Here is a 12410-nt window from a genome sequence, read left to right as displayed (position 1 = left end):
TTGGGGGAGGCGGGCCTCCCCAGACCCCTCAGAAAGGGGGCGGGAGGTGTTCCGTCCCGGAAGCTGGTTCGTCGGAAGGGGGAGTAGACCCGATGCCTGTGCCGATCCTCATGCCTGCCTTGTCGCCCACCATGACGGAAGGCACCCTGGCCCGCTGGCTCAAGCAAGAGGGCGACCGCGTGGCAAGCGGCGATGTCTTGCTGGAAATCGAAACCGACAAGGCCACCATGGAGGTCGAGGCGGTGGATGAGGGCGTTCTGGCCCGCATCCTGGTGCCGGCCGGCACCCCGGGCATTGCGGTCAACCAGACCATCGCTTGGTTGTTAGAGGAGGGCGAGGATCCGGCCGTTCTGGATCGCGAGGCCGCCCCGCCCGCCAGCCCCGCACCGCCTCCCAAGGTCTTGGAGGAGCCGCCGCCCCCGCCGCCAAGCGGGCGGATTGTGGCCAGCCCCTTGGCCCGGCGCCTTGCGGCCGAGTCTCATTTGGATCTGCGCGCGGTGACGGGGAGCGGTCCCCATGGCCGGATCATCCGCCGCGACGTAGAACACGCCCTGGCCGCCCCGCGACCGGCCGAGCCGGTGGTCTCGCTGCTGCCGCCGGTCATGCCAGCGGCCGCGGCGCCGCTGCCGGCTGCGGCCGCTGGGGGCCCTTTGCCGCCGCATCGGGCCGAGCCCCACACCACCATGCGCCGGGTCATCGCTCGGCGCCTGACCGAGTCCAAGCAGACCGTGCCCCATTTCTACCTGACGGTGGACTGCGAGGTTGATGCGCTGCTGGGCCTGCGCCAGCGGCTCAACGCCCAGGCCGGGGCGCTGGGCCTAGACGGCAAGATCTCGGTCAACGACATGATCATCAAGGCGGTGGCCCAGGCCCTGCGCCGGGTGCCGGCCGCCAATGCCAGTTGGCGCGAGGACGCCATCTTGTTTTGGCAGGACGTGGACATCGCCGTTGCGGTCGCCACCCCGGGCGGCCTGATTACGCCGGTGGTTCGCCACGCCGACCACAAGGGGCTCTCCACCATCGCCGCCGAGATGCGCGATTTCGCCGCCCGCGCCCGCGAGGGGCAGTTGCGGCCCGAGGAGTATCAGGGCGGTGGTTTTTCGATTTCCAACTTGGGGATGTACGGCATCAGCCACTTCGCGGCCATTATCAACCCGCCCCAGGCCTGCTTGCTGGCGGTAGGGGCGGCCGAGGCGCGGCCGGTGGTCAAGGACGGGGCGTTGGCGGTGGCCACCGTGATGAGTTGCACCTTGTCGGTTGATCATCGCGCTGTTGATGGGGCGGTGGGGGCGGAGTTTTTGCGGGCGTTTCGGGCGCTGATTGAAACGCCTGAGCAGATACCGCCTATCGCTCGCGCAAGAACGAGGAGTTCATGGCGAAACGGGGCCTGCGCTCGAAGGTCCATTTTCGCCGGGCACCGGGCAAACCACTGTCACAGGCCCACGCTAAGGCCAACGCCGCCCGCTCCAAGGTGCGCTCGGCCGTCGAGCATGTCTTCGCGTGCCAGAAAGGGCCGATGGCCCTCTTCGTCCGCACCATCGGCATCGCCAGGGCCAAAACCAAGATCGGCATGGCCAATCTCGTCTACAACATGCGCCGCCTAGTCTGGTGGGACGGGAGAACTGCGCCCGCATGACGGCCGAAAGGCCGAAGAGGGGGCCGTAACGGCCCAAATACCACGGAATTCAGACCGAAATAGCCCCCAGTCTCAGCTCGGGCGCCCCGTTTTCCTATCCAAACCGTCCAAAAACTCGGTTCTTCGAGGTGTCCGGTCGCCCCAGCAAGGTTGCCACGGGCACACCCAAGACATCCCCCTCAACCCGGCCAATTTCCTGGGCCTGGGCGAGGCTCCCTCCGGCCTGCGCGCCAAAATAGTACTCGACATGCCGGTGGCTCCGGCGCAACGCCTCGAAGCTCACGGCCGGCAGTTGATAGAGAAGAGTATCCTCCAGGGCCGTCGTGTGCAGATAGGCCGTACCGCCCCGCAACAAGGAGCGCACGCCAAAGCACTCGCCCTCGCCCAGCCGGGCAAGAAGCTCGCCCTCAGCATCGCGGGTCTCCACCGCGCCGGCACGGACTAAACACAGAAAGCGTGCCTGATCCCCGGGGGCAAGCAACACCGTTCCCTTGCGGGCATATCGAATCTCGATACTGCGGGCTAGGTCGGCGGTCACGTCGGCGGGAAGGAGGTCAAACGGAGGAAAGCGGGCCAGAAAATCCTGAATTTCGATCAACTCGACATCCATGGCGCTGGTCCCTGACAAGCTCTGGAGCGAGCCGTTCTCGCGATTGACCAACCGACTCTGGCGTCCTCCCAGGGGCGACCTCGCCCCCCGAAGGCCCAGACACCAGCCCCGGGGAATGCGGGAAACTTGTCGCGAAAAACGGTACCGCTCTTTCCCTGAGAGCGCCGAGGCGGCCGCCTCTTAAGACCCGTTCAACAAAGCGTCGATATCGTCTTGCCCCATAGCGGCCCCTTCCCGCTGGGGTCCATTCAGAAGGGCCATGTCTTCAGGGCGATCGCCGATAGCCGCCACCCCGGCCTCCCCCGAATCCACCGCCACGGGAGGCGCCGCCGCCATCTGCAAGGGATCGACGGAAAAGGCCGTCAGCATGGCTGACACCCGTTCCTCAATGGCCTTGAGTGTCCGGACCACCTTGGTGATCCGCTGCCCTGTGATATCCTGGAAAGCGCAGGCCTCATAGATCCGGGTGGTAGCGGCGCGCAAGGCGTCGGCGTCCTCGGGATCCAAGCGGCCCGTCACCTCCTCCAGGCTCTCGACGGCGTCCATGATGTCTTCGGTGGCGGACTCGGTCGCCTGAACGATGGCGTCGAGTTCGTCGGCGGCGGTAGGAATAAACCGCTCCTGGATATCCTGGGGCCGCAAGGCCACCAGATCGCGCCGGGCGGTGTCGATGTAATCGGCCAGCGCGCGGATTTCATCGACAAGACGCAAACCGCCCAACAGGGGCGGCGCCCCCATTGATGTCGTGGATGTCATGCCTGTTTCTCCGGCTCGTGACGCCACGAGCGGCATCGTAAAAATGATCCGACCCATGGGGTCGGACCGCAGGTCAGAACTCGCCGATCACGCTTTGCATTTTTGCTTTCAAGGTCTCGGCGTTGAACGGCTTCACGATGTAGTTAGACACACCGGCTTCCTTGGCGGCGATCACGTTCTCCGACTTGGACTCGGCGGTGACCATGATAAATGGCAAGGCCTTGAGCTTGGCATCGGCCCGTACTTCTCGCAACAACTGGAGCCCGGTCATGGGTTCCATGTTCCAGTCCGAGATGACGAGTCCGTAGTCGCCATTGGCGCGCAGCATCTGCAACGCGGCGCTCCCGTCCATGGCCTCGTCGATGTTATTGAAGCCGAGCTGGCGCAGGAGATTACGAATAATGCGCAGCATCGTCTTATAGTCATCGACGATCAGGATCTTCATATTCATGTCAACGGCCATGCGTCACCCCTAACGTTCGGTTTCCGGGCACCTTTAGAAACTGGAGAGGGGGGATAAGGATCCCTCTCGACGGAAGTCCTGTGGTCTGGGCGCCGGGATCGCCCCTCCCTAGGTAGCCCAAATAATAGAGCCAGACACAGGGAGTGGAAAGGACTTTCACCCGGCGAGCCCTTCTTCTTATCCTTGCGACGGCGCAAGGCCTTCCTGCGGCATGCGCTTGCGCGCCAGTTCCGAGGTCACTTCCCGTGCCTTGGCAGGATTCATGGCGGCAAGGATGGAGGCGGAACTACGTTCCTTCATCAGCATGAAGATATCGACGATCAACGGGAGATCCATATTATCAAAAATGGCCGCCGCGTCTTTTGGCTTCATGGTTTTGTAGATATTGACCAGCATGTCGATGCGGGCTTGCTCCTGGGCGTCCTTCTCGCGCAAGAGCGTCTGAATGGACGACTCCAGGGATTTCATTTCGGCGATCTTACGATCGATACGACCCTCGGCAGCCCGCAGCATGGCCTCGCGCTGATCGAGTTCATGAGCCTGGCCTTCCAGCTGCGCGCGCCGTTCTGACAAGCGCTGCAAGAGATCGATCTCGGACTGGGTAAAGGCCGATGGATTATCCCGAGCCGAGAGGACCGGGTGGTCCTGGGGGCTGGCCGGCGGAACGGCTGCCGTTTGCATCGCCGGGGCTGAGGAACCCGACGCGGCCGGAGCCGACGGCGCCGCAGAAGACGGTGCCGCAGACGGCGCAGGCGTGGCCGGCGTGGCGGCCGGCGTCGTTGCCGCCTGAGCCAGAGCGCTCGACTGGCCAACCTCGACCGTGCGCAGACGTTCGACGCCATCCCACACGGCCCCCAGCCGCACCGAAAGCATCAGCACGGCAAGGAAAATCAAAATGGGGAGCAGACGAACCCTGGGCATCGCACGCATGGCAGACCTCCTTTTCCACCCCCTTCGACAGGCGGTGTCTCACGGATCCTCAGCGCACCGCTCTCAAGGCGCGCAGAAGCTCGCGCTCGGCTTCGGAGCGCTCATCCTCCCCAAGCCCACTCTCGGGCCCCTCCTCGTGGCCTGCCCCATCGGGTCCACCGGCCAAGGCCTGAAGACGGGGATCGGGGCGCACAGGCCGCACCCGCGGCCGCGCCTGAGCTAGACGATCGTCATGCTCCCCCCCAGCCAAAAGGTCAAGTCGATCTGTAGCCCGAAGGTCAGATCGCGGCTCGGGGCGGAGATCGTTTCGGGCATCGAGCCGCGGCTCGGGGCGCGGCGTCGAAAGCGACGCAGCCGAAGCGGGGGCCTTGCCCTCGCCACCCCGCGCCGAGCGCACCGAAGATTCAAGGCGCGCCGCCATGCCGTCAGCCCGCTCAACCATATAGGCCAGATCGTCACGCAGGGCACGGGCTTTGGCCACGCTCTCCTCCAAGGTACGCCCCGCCTCCTCGGCCGTTTTGCGCAGACGGGGGATCCCAGCCTCCGCCCGGGCGGTCGCTTCGTTGAACGTGGTGATGATGCGGGCCATTTCGTCGCGATTGCGCCGGAGATCCTTTAGCTGTCGCGAGAGCAAAATGGCATAGCCGATGAACACCGCGAGCAGAACGGTGATGACGGCATCAAGGAAAAGCTGGAGTGTCATGGCTCACGACTTGGCTCGCTGATGTTTGTTATCGACACGGATCGCGATGTTCTGGCCTTTGCGCCCCATCTTGCCGTCAAACATGGGCACATCGCCACACCGCAATTGAACCGTGGAATCGGGCGTCGCATTGAACATGATCTGCGACCCGACCCTGAGATTCAAGATGCGGTTGAGAGGCATATTGATCTCGTCGAGGATCGCTTCCATTTCCACCTCAGTGGACCACATTTCCTCGGCCAAGTGAGTTTCCCAGATGCTGTCACGGCCAAACTTTTCACCCATGAACATCTGGAGCAGCAGCTCGCGCACTGGTTCCAAGGTGGCGTAGGGAATCAGCATGTCAAGACGCCCGCCGCGATCTTCCATGTCGATGCGAAGTTTGGCGACGATGGCGGCATTGGAAGGACGCGAGATGGTGGCAAACCGGGGGTTGGTTTCCAGCCGATCGAAGCGGAAGGTTACGGGCGACAGCGGATCGAAGGCCGCTGAAAGATCGGCCAGCACCACGTGGACCAGCCGCTCCACGAGATTGCGCTCGATGGTAGTGTAGGGCCGCCCTTCAATACGCATGGCGGCTGTGCCACGCCGCCCGCCCAGCAACACGTCCACAATGGAATAAATCATGGAGGAGTCAATGGTCAGCAGACCATAGTTGTCCCACTCCTCGGCCTTGAACACCGAGAGCATGGCTGGCAGGGGAATGGAATTCAGGTAGTCTCCGAACCGGTAGGACTGGATGTTGTCCAGCGAAACCTCGACGTTGTCGCTGGTGAAGTTACGCAAGGAGGTGGACATCATGCGCACGAGCCGGTCGAACACCACCTCCAGCATGGGGAGGCGTTCGTAAGACACCAGGGCCGTGGAAATGATGGCCTGGATGCCCGATTTGTCGTTATCGCGATCGTCGCTTTCCTGAAAGCCCAGAAGGCTGTCGATTTCCTCCTGGTTCAACACACGTGTGGGCTCGCCGGGCATGCGGGGCTGGGCGGAGCCCTCCTGGGCCAGCATGGACTCCCATTCGGAGGCCCCGTCCGCGCCGGCGTCGCCGTCCTTGCCCATCATGGCTTCCCATTCCGCCATCATGGCCTGTTCGTCTTCGGGCGTGACTTCCTTTTTGGGTTCTTCGCTCGCGGGCACCATGGCGTCGGCTTCCTTTGCCTTTCGGGGCGAGGGGCGGGCCCCTTACTGAATCAGCATTTCCTTGAAGAGCACATCCTGCACCCGGGCCGGGGCGGCGGCATTATTGACGCGGATCAGGAGTTCCTCCTGGATCCGGTACATGCCAGCGGTTCCCTGAAGATCCTCCAGACGCAGCTCCCGCAAGAAGGTCACGAAGTCATCCAGAATGCGCGGCATCATCGCCTCGATCACCGGCACGTCCTCGCGCCGGGACAGTTGCAGACTGAGGCGCATCTGAAGATAGGACCGCCGGCGCCCCGAGGAGTTGAGGTCCACCACGATCTGGTCAAGATCGAAGAACACGGGCCCGCCGGCCATGGAGGCCGACGCCTGACCGGCGCCCGCAGCGCCCCCTGGAGCTCCTTCGGCCGGCGCCGCGGCCGGGGTGTGCCCCTCGGGACTTTCTGCGCTCGCGCTGTCACCACCACCCAGCAAGGGATCAAGCAAGCCGGCGAAGTAGGCGCCGGCCACGCCGCCGATCACCAGCAAGAGGGGGAGCAAGACGATGAGCAGAAGTTTCTTCTTGCCGCCTCCCTTGCCGCCACCAGACCCCTTACCTTCGCCTTCATCCATATCCTCTTCAAGATCGTCTTCGGCCATGGCTCCCTGGCCCTCCTCCTGGCTTGACCCGACGCCCGCCGAGCCCTTCAAACCCGATTATACTCTACAGGAAGCTTCCTTAAGAAGTCATGAAACAACTTGCCAGCACCGCGAGGGACAGGCACCCTCTTGCCTGGACTCTTTTGCCGCCCCGGCCCGTCCTGCTCCCCCCGGAAAGCGGCATTCGTTTGAAAAGAACGTATATTTCCGCTGTGGCACACTGTGTGCTACACTGAAATCGGTCCCCTCCCCGCCTTTCGGGAACGATGGAAACGCTTCGATGGAAAACACGTCCTACATCGCGCTTTCGCGTCAAATGGCCTTGTGGCGAAAGCTGGACACGGTGGCCAACAACTTGGCCAACATGAACACCGATGGGTTCCAAAGCGAACAGACCCTGTTTTCCCAGTATCTCATGGCAACGCGCGATAGCGAATTCCGTTTTCCAGAAAAGCTGGCCTATACGCAGGATTTCGGGTCCTTCCGCGACATGACGCCTGGTCCCCTGCGCCAGACCGACAACGCGCTCGACATCGCCATCAATGGCCCCGGTTATTTCGAAATCGAGGACAGCTCCGGCCCGCTCTACACCCGTACCGGCCAGTTCACCTTGGACAAGGACGGGATGGTGGTGACGCCCCAGGGTCAGCCGCTCTTGATGGCCAACGGCCAGCCGCTGATCGTCGCCCCTACGGAAAACACCATCACCATTGCCCGCGACGGCACGGTGTCCACCGAAAACGGCCAGGTCGGCAAAATTCGCCTGGTCACCTTCGACAACGAGCAGGCCATGACGCGGGTCGCGGGGGGGTTGTTCGACCCCTCGGGCCAAGACCCCCGCCCCGTGGAGCGGCCCGATGTTCGCCAGGGGATGGTGGAAGGCTCCAACGTTAACCCAATGTTGGAACTTACGAAGATGATTGATGTCCAGCGGGCCTACGACGCCACGACCCGCCTCCTGGAGCAGGAAAACGAGCGTCAGACCAACGCCTACGAAGTTTTGTCCGGCGCCAAGGCCTGATGGGTCTCCCCGACGCGCAAGAAGGAAGAGAAAAGCCATGCGATCCCTGAACATCGGCGCGACCGGCATGTTGGCCCAGCAGACCAACGTCGAGGTCATTTCCCATAACATCGCCAACATGAACACCACGGCGTATACCCGCCGCCGCGCCGAATTCCACGACCTGCTCTACCAAAACATGCGCCGCGTTGGGGCCGACTCCTCCGATACCGGCACGGTGGTGCCCACCGGCGTTCAGCTGGGCCTGGGTGTGAAGACCGCCGCTGTTTACCGGATTACCGAGCAAGGCAGCCTGACCAACACCCAAAACGAGCTGGATCTGGCGCTTCAGGGCAATGGCTACTTCCAGATCGAGTTGCCCACCGGCGAGACCGGCTATACCCGCGATGGTTCCTTTCAGCTTTCTCCCACCGGCGAAATCGTCACCCACGACGGCTACAAGGTGTCGGGCTTGGCGGCCATTCCGGCCGACGCCGTGGAGATTTCCGTCTCGGCCCAAGGCCAAGTCTCCTACAAGCAAGATGGCACCACGACCATGACGGCCGCCGGCCAGATTCAAACCGCGATYTTCGCCAACGAAGCCGGCCTGGAGGCGATTGGCGATAACCTGTTCAAGGAAACTGCGGCCTCGGGCGCCGCCACCACCGGCAATCCGGGCACCAACGGCCACGGCACCGTCTTGCAGGGCTTCTTGGAGACGTCCAACGTCGATGTCGTGACCGAAATCACCGATCTCATCAGCGCCCAGCGGGCCTATGAAATGAACTCCAAGGTGATCAGCACCTGCGATGAAATGCTGTCTACCCTGGGCCGGATGAAGTAAGCTGGTCCTCCCACGAAAGGAGACCCTGGCCATGTTGCCCTTTACGTCCTGCCGTGTGGGGGCTTCCCGGCGTCGTTGGGAGGCCGGCCTGCTGCTTGTCGCGCTGGGCGGTGTGGCTTTTCCGTCTTTCGCTGCGGAGGCCCCGGCTGCGGCGGTCCATGCGCCGCCCTCGCCGGAGGGCAAGGAGCGAACCGCTTCGCCCTATGGCACCCCGGCGGACGATGCCATGATCCCCATGTTGGCCGAGACGATTGCCTTGCGCCGCGCGGTCGATGTGGAGGGTCCGTTTGTCACGCTGGGCGATCTTTTCACCGGAGTGGGGGAGAAGGCCGACGTGGCCGTGGCTAGGGCGCCGCGCCCGGGCCGCTCCTCGACCCTGGACGCTCAATGGCTGTCCCAGGCGGCGCGCACCTATGGCGTAGCCTGGACGCCGCGCAGCCCGCTGGATCAGGCGGTGGTGACCCGCCCCGGGGTCACCGTCGCGCAGGATCTGATTGAACAGGCCCTTCGCCCCGTCCTGGTCAATTTGGGGGCGTCGGACAGCATGTCGATGGAGATCACCAACGCCCGCACCTCGCTGTCCGTGCCCCCGGGCGAGCCGCCGACCTTGCGGGTGCTGGAAGAAACCTATGACCCCCAAACCCGGCGCTTCACCGCCGTTTTGGAGGCGCCGGCCGGCGCGCCGGATGCCCAGCGCGTTCAAATTGCCGGACGCTTTCTGGAAACCCGGGAAGTGCCGGTGCTCATTCGGCGGATTGGCCGGGGCGAGCGCATCCGCACCGAGGACGTGGTCATGCAGCGCGTGCGGGCCGATGGCTTGCCCGCCGATGTCTTGACCGATCCGATGGATGTCGTTGGCATGGAGGTGCAAGGCGCGCCGCGCGAAGGCCATCCGTTACGCCGCGTCGATGTCTCCCGCCCCCAGATCGTGCGCAAAGGGGCCCTCGTCACCATGGAACTACGCGTCCCCGGCATGGTCCTTACCGCCCGAGGCCGCACCATGGAAGGGGGCAGCCAGGGCGAAGCCATCCGTGTGACCAATTTGGCCTCAAACCAGGTCGTGATGGCCACCGTGGCCGGGCCTGATCTGGTGGTGGTCTCCCCCGCTTCCGGCAGCCGGCCGCAAACCGCCAGCCGTTGATCGTCGTTGAAAGGACGCCCTTCCATGTCCAGCGCCCCCCTCCTCCCCACGGTCGCGCGGGCCGTCGTGATTGCCGCCGCCTTGGCCGGCGTCGCGGGCTGCAACACCATCAAGCGCCTTTCGGAGATCGGCGATTCCCCGCGGATGACCGACGTGGATAACCCGACGCTGCGCGCGGACTACAAGCCGGTCAGCATGCCCATGCCCAACCCGGTGATGGCGCAACCGAGCCCTAACAGTTTGTGGCGGCCGGGCTCGCGGGCGTTTTTTAAGGACCAGCGCGCCGGCGAGGTGGGCGATATCCTGACGGTGATCGTGGACATCGCCGACGAGCAGGCGACCTTGTCGAGCGACATTTCCCGCACCCGCGACAACTCGGAAAGCGCCGACCTCACCAACTTCCTGGGCTACGAAGGCAAGCTCTCCAAGCTGTTTCCCAACGCGGTGGACCCGGCCAACCTGACCAGTTTTGGCAGTGGCTCCGACCACTCAGGCAAGGGCGCGGTCTCGCGCTCGGAAACGGTGCGCATGCGCCTTGCTGCGGTGATTACTCAGGTTTTGCCTAATGGCAATCTGGTCCTCACGGGCAAGCAGGAGGTTCGGGTCAATGGCGAGTTACGCGAACTCAACGTCACGGGGGTGATTCGCCCCGAAGACATCCGCTCGGATAACACGATCTATTGGCACCAGATTGCCGAGGCCCGGATTTCCTATGGCGGCCGGGGCACGGTGTCCGACATGGTCGAGCCCCGCTATGGCCAGCAGATCTACGACATTCTTTTCCCGTTCTGAGGTCTGGGGATCGTGGCGGCGCTGGGATGGCATGAGCTTTTGGCCGAAGAAGGGCACGCCCTTGCGGCGGCCGCCCAACGGCTGGCCGACAGTGAAGAAAGCGACGACCTTGAAGGCGCGCTTGACCATAACCTGAGCTTGTGGGTTCGGATTCGCACCCTGATGGAACACGAAAGTGCCGTCTTGCCCACCGGCCTGCGGGCCCATCTAAGCCAACTCTGGCATTTTGTGGCGCAAAAGACGTTCGAAAAGCGCGAAGGCATCGCGCCCGATGCCTTGGAGATCCTGATCGAGACGAATCGGCAAGTCTCGCAGGCCTTGCTCGACGGGCGCGATCTGCCCCAGGGATAGGGGGACTGGAGCGGCCGCCTCCAGGCGGCCCCCCAGCGACAAGGCCCCGCGTCCTTCCCTCAGTCCTGACGGTGGGTGCGTTCGCGACGTTCGTGACGTTCCTGGGCTTCCAGGGACAAGGTGGCAATGGGGCGGGCTTCCAGGCGGCGCAACCCGATGGGCTCTCCCGTTTCCAGACAATAGCCGTAGCTGCCGTCGTCGAGCCGCCCCAGGGCGGCATCAATCTTGGAGATGAGTTTACGGGCCCGGTCGCGGGTTCGCAACTCCAAGGCTCTATTTGTCTCTGTGGTCGCGCGGTCAGCGATGTCTGGTTCCTGAATGCCGCCGTCTTGCAGACTTTCCAGGGTTTCCTCGGACTCGCGCAGCAAGTCTTCCTTCCACGCGAGCAGCTTCGCGCGAAAGTAGGCGCGTTGCCGGTCATTCATGAACGGCTCGTCGTCGGTCGGATGATAGTCCGGCGGAAGAGGAACGGCCATCCCAGACACCCCAGGCTATGGTCAATGATTAGTCGCCCGGCCCAAGCGAGACCAGAAAAGCCGGACGCGGGCGGAATATAGGGGCTGGAGCCCCGGGCCGCAAGGCTCTTCGCATGGTCAAGTCTGAGGTTTTCCAATCTGTTAGCACGGATGCCCCGGGTTTTTCCGGTCAAAGGAGTGCGCTGGGATGGGTTTTTAGCGCGTCGTGCGCGGCCTGGGATCCGATCCTGGGGCCGGGGCGTCGTCTTGGCTTAGTTTAGCAAGTTCGACTTCGGCACGCAGCTCGATCTGGTCGAGCAGGTCATCCAATGCCGGATCATCGCCCGAGATCCGCTCGGTGCGGGCAAGGGCGGCCAGGGTTTCGAGATCCTCGCGGGGAATCGTGCCGCCCAACAGGCCGAGATGCAGGGCCTCCAGACTTTCCAGGATGTCGTGCCCCCACTGGGTCAAGGCGCGGCGTTGGGCCTCGGGATCAAGGACAAGGCCGTCCACTTCCTGCAAGGCGAGCAGGCCTTCGACGCCGCCCAAGGGGGAGGAGGCCTCGACCGAGGCGGCTTCCCCCGGGCTCAAGACGGAGGTCAGGGCCCGGCCGAAGCCGCCCTTTTCCGTTTTGGTGGCTTTTTCGGTACGGCGAAGCCGCAGGCTCTCGCCCGGGCGAAGGTCACCAATGCGCATGACACGCTCCGAGGGGGGTGAAGAAACACCAGAACCGACCGAGTCGATGGTAGCGATCCATCGGCTTCAAGAGAAGACTGAATCCCTTGCCCGGTCTCGGCAGACTTTGCCTAGGCACCTGTGGTCGCCCGGCCCCCATGGGACCGCCGGGATCGCCGTCTCTCTTTCGAGCCGTCTCCTTGCCGCCTCTTTCCCCAGGGGCTGGGCGAGACCTCGCTTCCTCGGCCGTTCTTCGCGCGCCTTCCTCCCTG

The 12410-nt window shown here is 63.8% G+C and carries 14 protein-coding genes and 2 pseudogenes; 7 read left to right on the top strand and 9 right to left on the bottom strand.

Going from position 1 to position 12410, the window contains the following annotated elements:
• Positions 1–92 precede the first annotated feature (92 nt).
• A pseudogene (locus RSPPHO_RS01280) lies at positions 93–1331 on the top strand (2-oxo acid dehydrogenase subunit E2); the annotation flags it as partial.
• Positions 1332–1444: 113 nt separating this feature from the next.
• Positions 1445–1636, top strand: a pseudogene (locus tag RSPPHO_RS21855) (IS5/IS1182 family transposase); the annotation flags it as partial.
• 94 nt (positions 1637–1730) lie between these two features.
• Here RSPPHO_RS21855 and RSPPHO_RS01275 read toward each other — a convergent pair.
• The 7 genes from RSPPHO_RS01275 to RSPPHO_RS01245 all read right to left on the bottom strand — a co-directional run bounded on the left by RSPPHO_RS01275 (position 1731) and on the right by RSPPHO_RS01245 (position 6880).
• The gene (locus RSPPHO_RS01275; protein WP_041793672.1) at positions 1731–2246 is read right to left on the bottom strand and encodes a Crp/Fnr family transcriptional regulator; all 516 of its coding nucleotides are present in this window, start codon (positions 2244–2246) and stop codon (positions 1731–1733) included.
• 180 nt (positions 2247–2426) lie between these two features.
• Positions 2427–3002 (bottom strand): protein phosphatase CheZ, encoded by a 576-nt coding sequence (locus RSPPHO_RS01270; protein WP_242390546.1) that lies wholly within the window; start codon positions 3000–3002, stop codon positions 2427–2429.
• A 73-nt stretch (positions 3003–3075) separates the two neighbouring features.
• On the bottom strand, positions 3076–3465 hold the full coding sequence (locus RSPPHO_RS01265; RefSeq protein WP_014413474.1) for a response regulator: 390 nt from the start codon (positions 3463–3465) through the stop codon (positions 3076–3078).
• 177 nt (positions 3466–3642) lie between these two features.
• Positions 3643–4395, bottom strand: coding sequence for a MotE family protein (locus RSPPHO_RS01260; protein ID WP_014413472.1), 753 nt, complete (start codon positions 4393–4395; stop codon positions 3643–3645).
• A gap of 49 nt (positions 4396–4444) precedes the next feature.
• Positions 4445–5098 (bottom strand): DUF6468 domain-containing protein, encoded by a 654-nt coding sequence (locus RSPPHO_RS01255; RefSeq protein ID WP_014413471.1) that lies wholly within the window; start codon positions 5096–5098, stop codon positions 4445–4447.
• 3 nt (positions 5099–5101) lie between these two features.
• Positions 5102–6241, bottom strand: coding sequence for a flagellar motor switch protein FliM (fliM, locus tag RSPPHO_RS01250; protein ID WP_014413470.1), 1140 nt, complete (start codon positions 6239–6241; stop codon positions 5102–5104).
• Positions 6242–6283: 42 nt separating this feature from the next.
• Positions 6284–6880, bottom strand: coding sequence for a flagellar basal body-associated FliL family protein (locus tag RSPPHO_RS01245; RefSeq protein ID WP_041796261.1), 597 nt, complete (start codon positions 6878–6880; stop codon positions 6284–6286).
• A gap of 280 nt (positions 6881–7160) precedes the next feature.
• Between RSPPHO_RS01245 and flgF the strand changes: the two genes are divergently transcribed.
• Genes flgF through RSPPHO_RS01220 form a run of 5 tightly spaced genes read left to right on the top strand, consistent with a single transcriptional unit; the run spans position 7161 to position 11008 of the window.
• Positions 7161–7901, top strand: a complete 741-nt coding sequence (flgF, locus tag RSPPHO_RS01240) for a flagellar basal-body rod protein FlgF (RefSeq protein WP_041793671.1) — start codon at positions 7161–7163, stop codon at positions 7899–7901.
• Between the two features lie 37 nt (positions 7902–7938).
• Positions 7939–8724, top strand: coding sequence for a flagellar basal-body rod protein FlgG (gene flgG, locus RSPPHO_RS01235; protein WP_041793670.1), 786 nt, complete (start codon positions 7939–7941; stop codon positions 8722–8724).
• 31 nt (positions 8725–8755) lie between these two features.
• Entirely contained in the window at positions 8756–9865 is a 1110-nt protein-coding gene (gene flgA, locus RSPPHO_RS01230; RefSeq protein WP_014413466.1) for a flagellar basal body P-ring formation chaperone FlgA, read from the top strand.
• A 24-nt stretch (positions 9866–9889) separates the two neighbouring features.
• Complete coding sequence (flgH, locus tag RSPPHO_RS01225; RefSeq protein WP_041793669.1) at positions 9890–10657, top strand: flagellar basal body L-ring protein FlgH; 768 nt, start codon at positions 9890–9892, stop codon at positions 10655–10657.
• A gap of 12 nt (positions 10658–10669) precedes the next feature.
• Positions 10670–11008, top strand: a complete 339-nt coding sequence (locus RSPPHO_RS01220) for a flagellar biosynthesis regulator FlaF (RefSeq protein ID WP_014413464.1) — start codon at positions 10670–10672, stop codon at positions 11006–11008.
• A 59-nt stretch (positions 11009–11067) separates the two neighbouring features.
• Here RSPPHO_RS01220 and dksA read toward each other — a convergent pair whose 3' ends face one another.
• Positions 11068–11484 (bottom strand): RNA polymerase-binding protein DksA, encoded by a 417-nt coding sequence (gene dksA / locus RSPPHO_RS01215; protein ID WP_041793668.1) that lies wholly within the window; start codon positions 11482–11484, stop codon positions 11068–11070.
• Between the two features lie 195 nt (positions 11485–11679).
• Positions 11680–12159, bottom strand: a complete 480-nt coding sequence (locus tag RSPPHO_RS01210) for a flagellar assembly protein FliX (RefSeq protein ID WP_014413462.1) — start codon at positions 12157–12159, stop codon at positions 11680–11682.
• Positions 12160–12410: the final 251 nt, after the last annotated feature.

Source organism: Pararhodospirillum photometricum DSM 122 (assembly GCF_000284415.1).
GTDB classification, from domain to species: Bacteria; Pseudomonadota; Alphaproteobacteria; order Rhodospirillales; family Rhodospirillaceae; genus Pararhodospirillum; species Pararhodospirillum photometricum.
Note: the sequence above shows the minus strand (reverse complement) of the source record. Positions and strands in the feature narration are given on the sequence as shown.